17 protein-coding genes are annotated in these 14,828 nt (G+C 73.2%); 13 read left to right on the plus strand and 4 right to left on the minus strand.

Going from position 1 to position 14,828, the window contains the following annotated elements; translation table 11 throughout:
- The first annotated feature begins 27 nt into the window (after positions 1-27).
- On the plus strand, positions 28-1,335 hold the full coding sequence (locus BIV28_RS10960) for a sensor histidine kinase (protein WP_083707252.1): 1,308 nt from the start codon (positions 28-30) through the stop codon (positions 1,333-1,335).
- A 26-nt stretch (positions 1,336-1,361) separates the two neighbouring features.
- Positions 1,362-2,045, plus strand: a complete 684-nt coding sequence (locus BIV28_RS10965) for a response regulator transcription factor (protein ID WP_076261791.1) — start codon at positions 1,362-1,364, stop codon at positions 2,043-2,045.
- A 93-nt stretch (positions 2,046-2,138) separates the two neighbouring features.
- On the opposite strand, the gene BIV28_RS10970 is transcribed toward BIV28_RS10965, so the two are convergent.
- A complete protein-coding gene (locus tag BIV28_RS10970) occupies positions 2,139-2,657 on the minus strand; it encodes a hypothetical protein (RefSeq protein WP_076261793.1) in 519 nt (172 codons plus the stop codon).
- A gap of 289 nt (positions 2,658-2,946) precedes the next feature.
- On the opposite strand from BIV28_RS10970, the gene BIV28_RS10975 reads away from it, so the two are divergent.
- From BIV28_RS10975 to BIV28_RS11005, 7 genes are all read left to right on the plus strand, one after another.
- Positions 2,947-3,429, plus strand: a complete 483-nt coding sequence (locus BIV28_RS10975; RefSeq protein ID WP_076261794.1) for a CarD family transcriptional regulator — start codon at positions 2,947-2,949, stop codon at positions 3,427-3,429.
- Positions 3,430-3,509: 80 nt separating this feature from the next.
- The gene (gene ispD / locus BIV28_RS10980; protein WP_423221539.1) at positions 3,510-4,157 is read left to right on the plus strand and encodes a 2-C-methyl-D-erythritol 4-phosphate cytidylyltransferase; all 648 of its coding nucleotides are present in this window, start codon (positions 3,510-3,512) and stop codon (positions 4,155-4,157) included.
- 101 nt (positions 4,158-4,258) lie between these two features.
- Positions 4,259-5,047, plus strand: coding sequence for an SDR family oxidoreductase (locus BIV28_RS10985; protein ID WP_076261797.1), 789 nt, complete (start codon positions 4,259-4,261; stop codon positions 5,045-5,047).
- The gene (ispF, locus tag BIV28_RS10990) at positions 5,044-5,532 is read left to right on the plus strand and encodes a 2-C-methyl-D-erythritol 2,4-cyclodiphosphate synthase (protein ID WP_076261799.1); all 489 of its coding nucleotides are present in this window, start codon (positions 5,044-5,046) and stop codon (positions 5,530-5,532) included. Before BIV28_RS10985 ends, ispF begins: the two co-directional genes overlap by 4 nt.
- A 126-nt stretch (positions 5,533-5,658) precedes the next feature.
- A complete protein-coding gene (locus tag BIV28_RS10995) occupies positions 5,659-6,141 on the plus strand; it encodes a hypothetical protein (protein ID WP_076261801.1) in 483 nt (160 codons plus the stop codon).
- A 95-nt stretch (positions 6,142-6,236) separates the two neighbouring features.
- On the plus strand, positions 6,237-7,319 hold the full coding sequence (locus tag BIV28_RS11000; protein ID WP_076261803.1) for an S-(hydroxymethyl)mycothiol dehydrogenase: 1,083 nt from the start codon (positions 6,237-6,239) through the stop codon (positions 7,317-7,319).
- Positions 7,316-7,981, plus strand: a complete 666-nt coding sequence (locus BIV28_RS11005; protein ID WP_083707253.1) for an MBL fold metallo-hydrolase — start codon at positions 7,316-7,318, stop codon at positions 7,979-7,981. The genes BIV28_RS11000 and BIV28_RS11005 overlap by 4 nt, the downstream gene beginning before the upstream one ends.
- 8 nt (positions 7,982-7,989) lie before the next feature.
- Here the strand turns inward: BIV28_RS11005 and BIV28_RS11010 are convergent, their stop codons facing one another.
- The gene (locus tag BIV28_RS11010; RefSeq protein ID WP_083707254.1) at positions 7,990-8,739 is read right to left on the minus strand and encodes a hypothetical protein; all 750 of its coding nucleotides are present in this window, start codon (positions 8,737-8,739) and stop codon (positions 7,990-7,992) included.
- 89 nt (positions 8,740-8,828) lie between these two features.
- On the opposite strand from BIV28_RS11010, the gene cysS reads away from it, so the two are divergent.
- From cysS to BIV28_RS11030, 4 genes are all read left to right on the plus strand, one after another.
- Complete coding sequence (gene cysS, locus BIV28_RS11015) at positions 8,829-10,280, plus strand: cysteine--tRNA ligase (RefSeq protein WP_076261804.1); 1,452 nt, start codon at positions 8,829-8,831, stop codon at positions 10,278-10,280.
- Positions 10,281-10,311: 31 nt separating this feature from the next.
- A complete protein-coding gene (gene rlmB, locus BIV28_RS11020; RefSeq protein ID WP_076261806.1) occupies positions 10,312-11,277 on the plus strand; it encodes a 23S rRNA (guanosine(2251)-2'-O)-methyltransferase RlmB in 966 nt (321 codons plus the stop codon).
- A gap of 168 nt (positions 11,278-11,445) precedes the next feature.
- Positions 11,446-12,300 (plus strand): DUF929 family protein, encoded by an 855-nt coding sequence (locus BIV28_RS11025; RefSeq protein ID WP_076261808.1) that lies wholly within the window; start codon positions 11,446-11,448, stop codon positions 12,298-12,300.
- Between the two features lie 4 nt (positions 12,301-12,304).
- Positions 12,305-12,826: a vitamin K epoxide reductase family protein gene (locus BIV28_RS11030; protein WP_242652914.1), complete on the plus strand. Its 522-nt coding sequence runs from the start codon at positions 12,305-12,307 to the stop codon at positions 12,824-12,826.
- 33 nt (positions 12,827-12,859) lie between these two features.
- On the opposite strand, the gene BIV28_RS11035 is transcribed toward BIV28_RS11030, so the two are convergent.
- Positions 12,860-14,104, minus strand: a complete 1,245-nt coding sequence (locus tag BIV28_RS11035; RefSeq protein WP_076261809.1) for a DUF4032 domain-containing protein — start codon at positions 14,102-14,104, stop codon at positions 12,860-12,862.
- The gene (locus tag BIV28_RS11040) at positions 14,101-14,754 is read right to left on the minus strand and encodes a Pr6Pr family membrane protein (protein ID WP_076261811.1); all 654 of its coding nucleotides are present in this window, start codon (positions 14,752-14,754) and stop codon (positions 14,101-14,103) included. The genes BIV28_RS11035 and BIV28_RS11040 overlap by 4 nt, the downstream gene beginning before the upstream one ends.
- Between the last annotated feature and the right edge of the window lie 74 nt (positions 14,755-14,828).

Here is a 14,828-nt window from a genome sequence, read left to right on the forward strand (position 1 = left end):
GCGTCGGCCGTGCGTACGCTTGGTGACGTGGACCCGACGACCGCGGCAACGCTCGGTGGCATCGCCGGCCTCGCCCTCGGCGGGGTGGCGATGGTGGCCGTTCGCCTGTCCGACCGCTCGACCGCCGCCGAGGAGGTGCTGGCCCCCGAGCCGGCCCTGCCGCCCGGTGTCGCCGAGGTCATCGCCGTGCTGCGCTCGAGCGGCATCCTCCTCGACGCCTCCGACCGCGTCGTCAACAACTCGCCGGCGGCCGTGGCCCACGGCCTCGTGCGCGGCCACGAGGTCGTGCACACCGAGCTGCTCGACCTCGCGCGCGCCGTCCGCCGCGACGGCGTCATCCGCGAGGCCGAGCTCGAGCTGCGCAAGGGGATCGGCGAGGGTCGCATCGTCGTCTCGGCGCGCGTCGCACCGCTCGGGGCCAACCACGTGCTCCTCCTCGTCGAGGACCGCACCCAGGCCGCGCGCGTCGACGAGATCCGCCGCGACTTCCTCGCCAACGTCAGCCACGAGCTCAAGACGCCCGTCGGGGGCATCGCCCTCCTCGCCGAGGCCATCCGCGACGCGCACGACGACCCCGAGGCGGTCGCGCGGTTCGCGACCCGCATCGGCGTCGAGTCGACGCGTCTGACGCGGCTCGTCAAGGAGATCGTCGAGCTCTCGCGCCTGCAGGGCGCCGACGTCATCAAGGAGCCGCAGCTCACCGACGTCGGGGCGTGCGCCGACGACGCCGTCGAGCGCAGCCGGCTGCTCGCCGAGGAGCAGGGGATCACGCTGGCCAGCTCCGTCGAGCCGGGCTGCGAGGTGTGGGGCGACGCCGAGCTGGTCACGACCGCGATCAGCAACCTCGTCGGCAACGCCATCGCCTACTCCGACCGCGACACCCGGGTCGGCGTCACGGTGCGCCGGACGCCGGGCGGCCTCGTCGACGTGTCGGTCACCGACCAGGGCCTCGGCATCGCCCCGGAGGAGCAGGCCCGCATCTTCGAGCGCTTCTACCGCGTCGACACGGCCCGGTCGCGCGCCACCGGTGGCACCGGCCTCGGCCTCGCGATCGTCAAGCACGTCGCCGACAACCACGGCGGCCACGTCCGCGTCTGGTCCGAGCCCGGCCGCGGCTCGACGTTCACCATCGAGCTGCCCGCGGCCACGCCTCCGGTCCGACCGGCCGGCGGCCCGCCGGCCGACGCGTCCGTGACCGTCTTCACGACGCCGGCCGCACCCGCGGCGCCCGCCGCGCCGGACGCGTCGCCCGCGTCGCCCGCGTCGCTGACCCCCGCACCCTCCAGCCCGACCTCCTCCAGCTCGACCGAGCACCCGTCCCACACCGTCGCCTGAGTCGCCCGATCCCTGAAGAGGACCCCTTGAGCCGCATCCTGATCGTCGAGGACGAGGTCTCGTTCTCCGACCCGCTCTCCTACCTGCTGAAGAAGGAGGGGTACGACGTCGCCGTGGCCGAGACCGGCCCCGACGGCCTGGCCGAGTTCGACAAGAACGGCGCCGACCTCGTCCTGCTCGACCTCATGCTCCCCGGCCTGTCGGGCGTCGACGTGTGCCGGGCGCTGCGCCAGCGCTCGTCGGTCCCGGTCATCATGCTCACCGCCAAGGACAGCGAGATCGACAAGGTCGTGGGCCTGGAGATCGGCGCCGACGACTACGTCACCAAGCCGTACTCGAGCCGCGAGCTGCTGGCGCGCGTCAAGGCCGTGCTGCGCCGCCTCACCGAGCCCGAGGACCTGCTGCCCTCGACGCTCGAGGCCGGACCGGTGCGGATGGACGTCGAACGGCACACCGTCAGCGTCCGCGGCGAGACGGCGTCGCTGCCCCTCAAGGAGTTCGAGCTGCTCGAGATGCTGCTGCGCAACTCCGGCCGGGTGCTGACCCGGATGCAGCTCATCGACCGGGTCTGGGGCAGCGACTACGTCGGCGACACCAAGACCCTCGACGTGCACGTCAAGCGGCTGCGCGCCAAGATCGAGCCCGACCCGGCCAGCCCGGTGCACATCGTCACGGTGCGGGGCCTGGGCTACAAGTTCGAGGCCAGCTGACCACCGACGGGGCCTCGGGCCCCGCGAACGACGACGGCCGCCCCGCGCGATGCGGGGCGGCCGTCGTGTCGTCGTGCGGCGGTGCGGCGCCGGTCAGCCGGTGGTCGTGCCGGTGGGCGCGGGCGTCGCGGTCGAGTAGTAGCCGTCGGGCGGGAGGACCGGCACCTGGGCGACCGTGGTGCCGCCGGTGCTCGAGGTGATGGTGACCGGCACGAGCGTGCCCGGCTTGGCGGTGACGCCCGAGAGCTGCAGGCCCTTGCCGGCGAGGTCGACCTGCTCGCGCGGGCCGAGGGGCACCTCGGAGCCCGACGGGGCGGCCGTGGCGCCCTGGGCCGCCTGCGGCACGAACTTGACCGTCATCGGGTCGGTGCCGAGGTTGATGGCCGAGCCGGTGACGACCGCCTGGCCGGTGCCGTCGCCGACGAGCACGAGGTTGCGCACGGCGAGCTGGCCCACGTCGGCGGGCACGCCGTCGGCCGGCACGTACGCGACATCGGTCTGGACCGGGGAGTTGACCTGGCACCCGGCCGTCACGGCGGCGAGGGCGAGGCCGGCGGCGAGCGCCGAGACACGGCGACGCACGGGGGTCTGCACGAGGAATCGACGCTTCACGGGGCACAGCCTACAAGCGGCCGGTCGGGCGTCGCGTCCGGACCCGTACCCCGACGCCCTTGTGGCGCAGGCACGCAGCGGCCGCGTCCTGTCGCGACGGGTGCCACGGACGCGTCGCGGGCCCGTGGGGGCGCTCGCGCGATGCATGTCGACCGCCGTTCTGTCAAGACGTCGGAGGGGACGGATGAGTGACCAACTGTGGCTCTGACCTGCGCAGATGCCGGATCCTGAGATCGCGATGTGCGCGCCGTCGTGATAATCTGGGGGTCGCGAAAGGGGAAAACAGCACATGGTTTTCAAGGTCGGCGAGACGGTCGTGTACCCCCACCACGGGGCGGCACTGATCGAGGAGATCAACACACGCACGATCAAGGGAGAGGACAAGCTCTACCTGAAGCTCAAGGTCGCCCAGGGCGACCTCACGATCGAGGTGCCCGCAGAGAACTGCGACCTCGTCGGCGTCCGTGACGTCGTCGGCCAGGAGGGGCTGGACCGGGTCTTCGAGGTCCTGCGCACCCCGCACACCGAGGAGCCCACCAACTGGTCCCGCCGCTACAAGGCGAACCTCGAGAAGCTCGCCTCCGGCGACGTCATCAAGGTGGCCGAGGTCGTGCGCGACCTCTGGCGTCGCGACCAGGACCGCGGCCTGTCGGCCGGCGAGAAGCGGATGCTCGCCAAGGCCCGCCAGATCCTCGTCTCCGAGCTCGCGCTCGCGGAGAAGACCGACGAGGACAAGGCCGAGTCGATCCTCGACGAGGTCCTCGCCTCCTGACGGCGAGCCTCATCCTGAACGGCCGCACCGGAGCCGGTCGCGTCGGCGTCATCGTCGTCGCGGCCGGCTCCGGTTCGCGTCTGGGGGCCGGTGTCCCCAAGGCGTTCGTGCCCCTCGCCGGGCGGCCCCTCCTCGGGCACGCCCTGCGGGGGGCCTTGTCGTGCCCCGACCTGCACCAGGTCGTCGTCGTCGCGCCGGCCGAGTGGGTCGGGCCGGCGCAGGAGGCCTGCCGCCTCGCCGCCGCCGAGCACGCGTCGGGCGGCCCGGAGCCCGCGGTCGTCACCGGGGGAGCCGAGCGCGGCGACTCGGTGGCCGCGGGGCTCGCCGCCCTCGACGCGTCCGTCGACGTCGTCCTCGTCCACGACGCCGCTCGCTGCCTGACGCCGCCGGAGGTGTTTGCGCGCGTCGTCGCGGCCGTCGAGGCCGGGGCGGTGGCCGTCGTCCCCGGCACGCCGGTCGTCGACACCGTCAAGCAGGTCGACGCCTCGGGCCGGGTCGTGGCCACGCCCGACCGGTCCTCGCTGCGGGCCGTGCAGACCCCGCAGGGCTTCCGCCGTGAGGTCCTGGCCCGCGCCCACGCCGTCTCGAGCGAGGCCACCGACGACGCCGGGCTCGTCGAGCGCCTCGGCGAGCCGGTCCTCGTCGTCGAGGGCCACCGCCTCGCGCTCAAGGTGACGACGCCCGACGACCTCGAGACGGCCACCCGCCTCCTCGCGTCGTCCTCCTGACGACTCCCGCCGGCACGTCGCGGGCGCACCGGTTCCGGCGCTCCCACGCCGGCTCCGGACCGCGCCGTGCGTCGGACCGCTGAGCGCCTATCCTCGGTCGCGTGACCGAGCAGCCGGCTGACCAGACCCGACCCCTCGCCCTCATCACCGGCGGAGGCACCGGCATCGGCGCCGCCACCGCGCAGCGCCTCGCCGCCGACGGCTTCGACGTCGTCGTGGCCGGACGACGCGCCGACCGGCTCGAGGCCGTCGTGGCGCAGATCGGCCCGGCGGCGCGCGCCCTCGTCATGGACGTCACCGACGCCGCGAGCGTCGAGGCCGGCGTCGCGACCCTCGGGCGGTGCGACGTCGTCGTCAACAACGCCGGTGGCGCGCTCGGCGTGACGCGCGTCGAGGACGGCGACGCGGACGAGTGGGAGCGGATGTACGCGACGAACGTCGTCGGCACGATGCGCGTCACGCAGGCCGTGCTGCCCCTGCTGCGACGCTCGGCGCGGGCCACCATCGTCGACGTGTCCTCGATCGCGGGCGAGCGCGTGTACGAGGGCGGTGGCGGCTACGTCGCGGCCAAGCACGGCACGTCGGTCGTCTCCGAGACGCTGCGCCTCGAGCTCAACGGCGAGAACATCCGCGTCGTCGACATCCGCCCCGGCATGGTGCACACCGAGGAGTTCTCGCTGACGCGCCTCGGTGGCGACCAGGCGGCGGCGGACAAGGTCTACGACGGCGTCGACCGGCCGCTCGTGGCCGACGACGTCGCCCGGTGCATCGCCTTCGTCGTCGGGCTGCCCCAGCACGTGAACATCGACACCATGGTCGTCAAGCCCGTGGCCCAGGCCGCACCGCACAAGCTGCACCGCGGCCCCATCGACTGGAAGGACGGCCGGTGACCGCCCTCCCGCGCGTCGGCGTCGGCGTCGACGTCCACGCCCTCGCGCCCGCGGGGTCGGACCGCGAGCTGTGGGTGGCCGGGCTGCACTGGCCGGGCGAGCGAGGCCTCGACGGGCACTCCGACGCCGACGTCGCCGCGCACGCCGCCTGCGACGCGCTCTTCTCGGCCGCCGGCATCGGTGACCTCGGCGCCCACTTCGGCACGGCGCGTCCCGAGCTCGCCGGTGCGTCGGGCGCCACGCTGCTCGCCGAGGCGGCGCGGCTCGTGCGCGAGGCCGGGTTCGAGATCGGCAACGTCGCGGTGCAGGTCGTCGGCAACCGGCCCAAGGTCGGTACCCGCCGCGCCGAGGCCGAGGCGGCGCTCTCGGCGGCGGCCGGCGCCCCGGTCTCGGTGAGCGGCACGACGACCGACGGTCTCGGGCTCACCGGCCGCGGCGAGGGCGTGGCGGCGCTCGCCACCGCCCTCGTCGTCGCTCGCTCCTGAATGCCGGACCGGAGCCGGGTCACGCCGTCGAGCCCGGTGGGTGATTCGGTTGGCCGCCGCCCACGGGGGTAGGGCGAGGTCAGGAGCGGCGTGCAGCCGTCTCGGAGGCTGACCGAGGAGGACCTCATGCAGACCAGCACCATCATCTGGATCGTCATTGCCGTGGTGGTCGTGGCCGTCGTCGTCGCCGCCCTGATGTCGCGGTCGCGCGGCAGCAGGGAGCGCGTGGAGCGGGAGCGGGCCGAGCAGATGCGTAAGGAGGCGGACACGCACGACCGCCTGCTGCGCGAGCGCGAGGTGGGCGCGAGCGAGGCGCAGGCCCGGGCCCAGCTGGCCCAGGCCGAGGCCGAGAAGCAGCGCCTCGAGGCCGAACGGCTCGAGGCGCAGGCCCGTGAGCGTGCCGGCGGCCTCGACGAGGTGCGGCACGAGCGCGACGAACGGCTGCGCCAGGCGGACCTGCACGACCCCGACGTGCGCACCGACGACGACGGCAACCGCATCGACGGCCTCGACGCCGACGGCGAGCGTGCGGACCGCACGGACGACACCGACCGCGTCGGCGACGAGGACCGCATCGGCGAGAACGGACACCGCGTCGACGGCCGCTGACGTGACGGACCGGACGGACCGGGCGGCTGCGTCAGCGGCGCGTTTGGCAGGATCGGTGGCGAACGCCCGACCCCGCCATGCGAAGGAGCATCACCGTGCCGCAGACCGTCAAGGGTGTCATCGCCCGGAGCAAGGGTGCCGACGTCGAGCTCGTCGACATCGTCGTGCCGGATCCCGGCCCCGGTGAGGCCGTCGTGGCCGTGCAGGCCTGCGGCGTCTGCCACACCGACCTGCACTACCGCGAGGGCGGCATCAACGACGAGTTCCCGTTCCTGCTCGGGCACGAGGCCGCCGGCGTCGTCGAGGCGGTCGGCGAGGGCGTCACCGACGTCGCGCCCGGCGACTTCGTCATCCTCAACTGGCGAGCCGTGTGCGGCCAGTGCCGCGCCTGCGCCAAGGGCCAGCCGTGGTACTGCTTCGCGACCCACAACGCGACGCAGAAGATGACGCTCACCGACGGCACCGAGCTGACGCCGGCCCTCGGCATCGGTGCGTTCGCCGAGAAGACGCTCGTGGCCGCCGGCCAGTGCACCACGGTGCCCGAGGCCGACGCGGCCGCCGTCGGCCTGCTCGGCTGCGGCGTCATGGCCGGCTTCGGGGCCGCGGTCAACACCGGCAACGTGCGACGCGGCGACTCCGTGGCCGTCATCGGCTGCGGCGGCGTCGGTGACGCCGCGATCGCCGGGGCGAGCATCGCCGGCGCCACGACGGTCATCGCCGTCGACGTCGACGACCGCAAGCTCGAGAAGGCCAGGCACTTCGGGGCCACCCACACCGTCAACAGCCGCGAGACCGACCCGGTGGAGGCAATCCGCGAGCTGACCGGTGGCAACGGCGCCGACGTCGTCATCGAGGCGGTCGGCCGGCCCGAGACCTACGAGCAGGCCTTCTACGCCCGCGACCTGGCCGGCACCGTCGTGCTCGTCGGCGTTCCGACGCCCGACATGCAGCTGACCCTGCCGCTCATCGACGTCTTCGGCCGCGGCGGCGCGCTCAAGTCGAGCTGGTACGGCGACTGCCTGCCCAGCCGCGACTTCCCGATGCTCGTCGACCTCTACAGGCAGGGGCGGTTCGACCTCGACGCGTTCGTCACCGAGCGCATCGGCATCGGCGACGTCGAAGCGGCGTTCGAGAAGATGCACGGCGGCGACGTGCTGCGCTCGGTCGTGGTCCTGTGACGGCCCTTCCCGAGCTGCCCACCTCGCCGGGCGGCGTCCGCGTCGAGCACGCGACCACGTCGGGCACCTTCAGCCTCGACGGCGGCACGTGGGACGTCGAGAACAACGTCTGGGTGCTGGGCGACGACCGCGAGTGCGTCGTCGTCGACGCGCCGCACGAATCGGGCGCGGTGCTCGACCTCGTCGGGGACCGGAGGATCGTCGCGGTGCTGCTGACCCACGCCCACGACGACCACGTGTCGGCCGTGCCGGGCCTGCTCGAGGCCCGCCCGGGCACCGAGGTGGCGCTGCACCCCGCCGACCGCGTCCTCTGGGAGCGCACCCACCCGGGTCTCGCCCCGACGCGCGAGCTCGCCGACGGCGACGTCGTGCGGGTCGGCGACGTGGACATGCACGTGCTGCACACGCCGGGCCACGCGCCCGGCGCCTGCTGCTTCCACGTGCCCGCCCTCGGCGTCCTCTTCTCCGGCGACACGCTGTTCCAGGGCGGCCCCGGGGCCACCGGTCGCTCGTTCTCGGACTTCGGGGCGATCATCGACTCGCTGCGCGAGCGCGTCCTCGGGCTGCCCGAGGACACCGTCGTGCTCACCGGGCACGGCGACGCGACGCGCGTCGGCGCCGAGGCGCCCGACCTCGACGCCTGGGTGGCGCGCGGCCACTGACCGCCGGCTCAGGTGCGCGGGGTGGCCCGCAGGAGGCTGATCTTCTGCCAGATCTTGCGGCTCATCCCGGTCGTCAGCGTCTCGATCTCGCTCACCGTGTCGAGCACGAGCGCGTCGGTCGACTCCTCGGCGCACAGGGCCGCCGCCTTCGAGGTCAGCGACAGCAGTTCGGAGCAGTAGTCGAGGTAGACGCCGTAGTCGCGCACCGACAGCGTGCGCGGGCTGACGACGTCGGGCCCCTGCGGCTCGGCCCGGGCGGTGCCGGGCAGCAGGGCGGCCGGGTCCTTGCTCATCTGGTGCATGTCGATGACGTGCGCGAGCGACCGCAGCCGGTGCAGCCGTCGCATGAGGTCGGCCCGCACGACGCGGTCCGCCAGGGACAGCAGGAACCAGATCGCGACGCCGGCGTACACGAGGTCCTGGATCGCGCTCTCCAGCAACGGGATCCACTCGAAGGCCTTGAGGCCGCCGGCGTCGGCGGCCGCGTCGCGCACGGCGAACACCACGGCCACGACCGCCGTGGCGACGACGAGAACGATGAGCACGCGTGAGACCCACACGAGCACGCGCCGCAGCGTCGCCCACCGGCGCTCGCCGGCGAGGAGGTCGTCGACGAAGGTGCCGAGCTCGGCCGTGGCCGCCCGCAACCCCGGGTGGCGCGGCAGGAACTCGTCGACGCGCTCCCCGAGGTAGTCGACGACGGCCCGCACCTCGTGGCCGTCGAGACGCTCGTAGCTGGTCAGCCGCGGCTCCGCCATGGCCGCAGCGTAGTGCGGGCCGTGCGGCCTGCAGGGGCCCCGCGTCGACGCGTCCGGAGCGATGCCCGCGCGCCGATAGACTGCGGCGGGTGAGCCTACGACTGTTCGACACCGCCACCCGGGAGCTGCGCGACTTCACGCCGCGCGAGGCCGGCAAGGTGGGCATGTACATCTGTGGGCTCACGACCCAGGGCGCCCCGCACATCGGGCACATCCGTTTCGCCGTCGCCTTCGACGTGCTGCGCCGGTGGCTCGAGACCGGCCACGGCTACGCGGTCACCCTCGTGCGCAACGTCACCGACATCGACGACAAGGTGCTGCGCAAGGCCGCCGAGTCCGGTGAGGACTGGTTCGCCCTCAGCTACCGCAACGAGCGGCTGACCACCCTCGCCCTCGACGCGCTCGGCGTCGAGCCGGCGTCCTACGAGCCGCGGGCCACCGGGCACGTCCCCGACATGGTCACCCTGATGGAGACCCTCGTCGAGAAGGGTCACGCCTACCCGGCGCCCGACGGCTCGGGCGACGTCTACTTCGACGTGCGCTCGTGGCCCGAGTACGGGTCGCTGTCCAACCAGTCGATCGAGGACATGGTGGCGGCCGAGGACGCCGACCCCCGCGGCAAGCGCGACCCCCGCGACTTCGCCCTGTGGAAGGGCCGCAAGTCCGAGGAGCCCGAGACCGCCTCGTGGCCGACGCCGTTCGGCGCCGGCCGCCCCGGCTGGCACCTCGAGTGCTCGGCGATGGCTCGGCGCTGGCTCGGCGAGGAGTTCGACATCCACGGCGGCGGCATCGACCTGCGCTTCCCGCACCACGAGAACGAGCTCGCGCAGTCGCGCGCGGCCGGCCTCGGCTTCGCCCGGTACTGGCTCCACAACGCGTGGGTCACGGTCAAGGGCGAGAAGATGGGCAAGTCGCTCGGCAACGCCCTCGAGGTGCGCCACCTGCTCGAGACGACGCGCCCGATCGTGCTGCGCTACTTCCTCACGGCCGCGCACTACCGGTCGACGATCGAGTACCACCCGGGCTCGCTCGACGAGGCGGCCGCTGCGGTCGAGCGCATCGAGGGCTTCCTCGAGCGGGCTGCCCGCCGCGGCGACGTCGCGGCTGCCGCAGCCGCGTCGGCGCTGCCGGCCGAGTTCGTCGCCTCGATGGACGACGACCTCGGGGTGTCCGGGGCGCTCGCCGTCGTGCACGACACCGTGCGTGCCGGCAACACCGCCCTCGACGACGCCGACGACGAGGCCGCCCTCGCCGCCGCTGCGTCGGTCGTCGCGATGACCGACGTGCTCGGCGTCAACCCGCTCGCGACCCACTGGGGTGGCACCCACCGGGGCAGCGACGCCGTGGCCGAGTCCGCGCTCGACACCCTCGTCCGCGTCCAGCTCGAAGCGCGCCAGCACGCCCGCCAGGAGCGCGACTTCGCCCGTGCCGACGAGATCCGCGACGCGCTCGTGGCCGCCGGCATCGCCATCACCGACACGCCCTCGGGCGCCGAGTGGTCGCTGACGCGGCCCGAGCGCCACGAGGCCGCGGCGGACTGACCCGCCGACCCACCCGAACCGAAGGACTCCCATGCCAGGCAACTCCCAGCGTCGCGGCGCCGTCCGCAAGGGCGGCAAGAAGCCGACCGTCGGCTCCGGCGGCCAGCGCCGCCGCGGCCTCGAGGGCAAGGGCCCCACGCCCAAGGCGGCCGACCGCGAGTACCACCCCGCGCACAAGCGGGCCAAGGCGGCGGCCAAGCGCTCCGGCTCCGGCTCGTCCGGACCGCGTGCGGCCTCGCGCCCCAAGAGCCGCAGCAAGACCTCGAGCGAGATGGTCTACGGCCGCAACTCCGTCGTCGAGGCGCTGCGCGCCGAGGTGCCGGTGGCCACGATGTACGTCGCCACCCGCATCGACACCGACGACCGCGTCCGCGAGGCCCTCAAGCTCGCGACCGAGCGGGGCCTGGCCATCCTCGAGACGCCGCGCGGCGAGCTCGACCGGCTCACCGACGGCGGCGTGCACCAGGGCCTCGCGCTCCAGGTGCCGCCCTACGACTATGCCGAACCGGCCGACCTCATCGACCCCGAGATGCCCGGCATCCCGCTCGTCGTGGCCCTCGACGGCATCACCGACCCGCGCAACCTCGGCGCGATCGTCCGCTCGGTCGCGGCGTTCGGCGGCCACGGCGTCGTCGTGCCCGAGCGGCGCTCGGTCGGCATGACGGCCTCGGCCTGGAAGACCTCCGCCGGTGCGGCGGCGCGCATCCCGGTGGCCAAGGCGAGCAACCTGACCCGGGCGCTCGAGGAGTTCAAGAAGGCCGGGTTCTTCGTGCTCGGCCTCGACATGGACGGCGACGTCGAGCTGCCCGACCTCACGCTGGCGACCGAGCCGCTCGTCATCGTCACCGGCTCGGAGGGCAAGGGCCTCTCGCGCCTCGTCCGCGAGACGTGCGACCAGATCGTCTCGATCCCGATGAGCTCGGCCGTCGAGTCGCTCAACGCGGGGCTCGCCACGGGCGTCACGCTCTACGAGGTGGCCCGGCAGCGGCGTCGGTGACCCGATCGTGACCGCGCGGGGCGCGTCCGGGGAACTCCCCGGGTGCGCCCGACGCTGGTCACAGTGTCGTCGGTAGAGTGGGCCGGGCCCGCACTACGTCGTGTAGTAGCGGATGGCAGACAGCAGGCACCGGCGCGGATGGCCGCGCATCGAGTGAAGGACGCAGACGTGGGCAAGAGCAGCAGGGCCGATACCGCCGCACGCGCGGCGCAGATGCGCGCCGAGGTCGAGCGCAAGGAGCGCCAGCGCAAGCAGGTCATCGCGGCCGTCGTGGCCGTGGTCGTCGTCATCGTGGCCGTCGCCGTCGGGGTCGCCGTGTCGAACCGGCCCAAGCCCGCTCCCGCGGCCACCGGCGCCGACGCGGCCCTGTCGGCCCTCGTCTCGCTGCCGCAGGCCACGCTCGACGCGTCGGCCGCGCCCGACCCGAACTTCGCACCGGCCAAGCTCGAGGGCGGCACGCCGCTGACCCAGGACGGCAAGCCGAAGGTGCTCTACGTCGGCGCCGAGTACTGCCCGTTCTGCGCCATGGAGCGCTGGGCCCTCATCGGCGCGATGGCCCGCTTCGGCACCTTCAGCGGCCTGACGCCGACGACGAGCTCGTCCAACGACGTGCACCCCGACACCCCGACCTGGTCGTTCGCCAAGGCGAAGTACACCAGTGACGTGCTCGCCTTCGAGGCGGTCGAGACCCAGGACCGCAACCAGCAGCCCCTGCAGACGCTCGAGGGCCAGAACCTCCAGCTGTTCACGAAGTTCAACCCCGGCGGCGGCATCCCGTGGATCGACTACGGCGGCACCAACGCGAGCAACGGCGCGACCGTCGACGCCAACGTCATCGACGGCAAGACCTACGACCAGATCATCGCCGGCATCAAGGACCCCAACTCCGAGATCGGCAAGACGATGAACCCGGCGATCAACCTCATCACCGCCCAGCTGTGCCAGATGACGGGCGGCAAGCCGACGAACGTCTGCACCTCGAGCAGCGTCCTGACGGCCTCGGTCCTGCTCAAGAAGAAGTGACCCCGTGAGCCGCATCGGGCACACCGGCGAGACGGCCGCCACGCAGACGGGTGCGGCGCGCCCCGCACGCGTCCGCCCGGCGTGGCTCGCGCCGAGCACCCTCGGCCTGACCGTGGTCGGGCTCGCGGTGTCGGTCTACCTGACCGTCGAGCACTTCACGAACAACGCGACGCTCGCGTGCAGCATCGGCGGGGTCGTCGACTGCGCCAAGGTCACGACGAGCGCCTGGAGCACCTTCATGGGCGTCCCCGTGGCGCTGCTCGGGCTCGTGTTCTTCCTCGTCCTGCTCCCGCTCGTGTGGCCCTCCACGTGGCGCAGCCGGGTCGGGTGGCTCGACGTCGTCCGGCTCGGCTGGCTCACCGTCGGCCTCGGCATGGTGCTCTACCTCGTCTGGGCCGAGCTGTACCGGATCCACGCGATCTGCCTGTGGTGCACGGCGGTCCACGTCGTGACGTTCCTGCTGTGGGTCCTCGTGCTCTTCGGCCAGATCCTGTCCGGCCCGGCCGAGGACCGCCTCGAGGCCTGAGGCCTGGGCCCGGCTGCTCGGACGCCCGGACGCTCAGTCGAGCCGGCTGATGACCGGCATCTCCTCGGTGTCGACGCCGACCACCGACTTCTCCTCCGGCTTGGCCGGTAGCACCGTCGAGAGGTAGTCGCGCACGGCCTCGTCCATCGACACGTCGCGCCCCGCCCGCTCGCTCATGTACCACCGGTGCTCGAGCACCTCGTGGAAGATCTCGGCCGGCTCGAGGCGCCCGACGAGCGCACGCGGCACCGAGCGGACGACCGGCTCGTAGACCTTCGAGAGCCACTCGTGCGCGACGATCTCCTCGTCGACGCCCTGCTGGTCGGTGGCGGCCGTGTAGGCGTCGAGGTCGTTGAGCAGGCGGCGGGCCTGGTTCTCGCCGACGTCGAGGCCGGTGAGGCGCAGCAGGCGCCGGGAGTGGTGACCGGCGTCGACGACCTTCGGGGTGATGACAATCTCGGTGCCGCCGAGGTCGGTCGTGATCTGCAGCTCGTCGACGTCGAACCCGAGCTCGTTGAGGCGGCGGATGCGCTCGTCGACGCGCCACCGGTCGCCGACCTCGAACCGCTCGGTGCCGGTGAGCGCACCCCACAGGGTGTGGTACCGGTCGATGATCGAGGCGGCCACCTCGAACGGGTCGGCGGCCTCCTCGAGGAAGCCGCCGGCATCGAGGTCCATGAGCTCGCCGGCGATGTTGACCTGGGCGATGTCGAGGTCGTGCTCGCGCTGGCCGTCGGTGAGTCGCGCGTGCAGCTCGCCGGTCTCGGCGTCGACGAGGTAGGCGGCGAAGGCGCCGGCGTCGCGGCGGAACAGGGTGTTGGACAGCGACACGTCGCCCCACCAGAAGCCGTCGAGGTGCAGGCGCACGAGCAGCAGCGCGAGGGCGTCCATGAGGCGCACCGCGGTGTCGGGGCGCAGGTTCTGGCTGTAGAGGGCCCGGTACGGCAGGGAGAACTGCAGGTGCCGGGTGATGAGGCACGCGTCGAGCGGCTCACCGTCGGCGTCGGTGCGACCGTGGACGACGCCGAAGGGCTCGACGCACGGGACGTCGAGGCGACGCAGGTTGCGCAGCATCGCGTACTCGCGGTCGGCGATGTCGGCCTTGATCTCCTTGACCGCGAGGACGCGCCCCCCGAGCTTGACGAAGCGCACGACGTGGCGCGAGATGCCGCGGGGGAGGGCGGCGAGGGTGCTCTCGGGCCAGTCCTCGAGAGGCGTCGACCACGGCAGGTCGAGCAGGGCCGACTCGGGTCGGGCGGTGGTGATCTCGAGAGTCACGCGCTCATCGTGGCACGGCTGCGCGAGAGGCGTCGATCCAGCCCGAGCACCACGGCGGCCAGCCCGAGGAAGAGGGCCGCGATGACGGCGCAGTTGACGAGCGTCGAGCCGTAGCCGATGGTCCCGACGTCGACGAAGGGGTAGGGGTACCAGTCGACCACCGGCCCGAGCGCGAGCGTCGCCGCGAGCCAGAGCACCGGCCAGGCGAGCGAGGGCAGCAGGTCGCCGCGGGTGACCTTGCCCCGCGGGCCGAAGGCCACCCACCCGACGACGGTGAGGACCGGCACGACGACGTGCAGGAGCCGGTCGCACAGGAGGTTGGCCGCGGTGTAGGTGGCCGGCGGCTTCAGGGCCACCGCGGCGACGATGCCCGTCACCGTGATGCCGATGAGCGAGGCGAGCCGCACGACCCGGAAGGCCTGCGACCGCGTGCGATCGAGCAGCACGAGGAGCACCGCGACCCCGACGAGCAGGTTCGACTGGATCGTGAAGTAGGAGAAGAGCCGTCGCAGTCGCTCGGGCAGCGCCGCGACCGTCGTCGGGGAGTCGATGACGGTCTGACCGGACGCCACGAGAACCGTCTGCAGGACCAGAGCCACGACGACGACCCCGAAGGTCAGAAGGTGCCACCAGCGTCCGAGGCGCGTCATGGTCGGAGCCTAGGGCCCGATTCGCCCACCTGTCGCGCACCTGTCCAGCCTTGCCCGAGAACGGTGCCGGGCCG

It is taken from the genome of Intrasporangium flavum (assembly GCF_001956915.1).
Taxonomy (GTDB): domain Bacteria; phylum Actinomycetota; class Actinomycetes; order Actinomycetales; family Dermatophilaceae; genus Monashia; species Monashia flava.

Bases quoted from the DNA above. Each gene is read 5' to 3' on its own strand.
- BIV28_RS11040 (WP_076261811.1), bottom strand. From the start codon at position 14,754: ATGACGCGCCTCGGACGCTGGTGGCACCTTCTGACCTTCGGGGTCGTC.
- BIV28_RS10975 (WP_076261794.1), top strand. From the start codon at position 2,947: ATGGTTTTCAAGGTCGGCGAGACGGTCGTGTACCCCCACCACGGGGCG.
- BIV28_RS10995 (WP_076261801.1), top strand. From the start codon at position 5,659: ATGCAGACCAGCACCATCATCTGGATCGTCATTGCCGTGGTGGTCGTG.
- BIV28_RS11010 (WP_083707254.1), bottom strand. From the start codon at position 8,739: ATGGCGGAGCCGCGGCTGACCAGCTACGAGCGTCTCGACGGCCACGAG.
- rlmB (WP_076261806.1), top strand. From the start codon at position 10,312: ATGCCAGGCAACTCCCAGCGTCGCGGCGCCGTCCGCAAGGGCGGCAAG.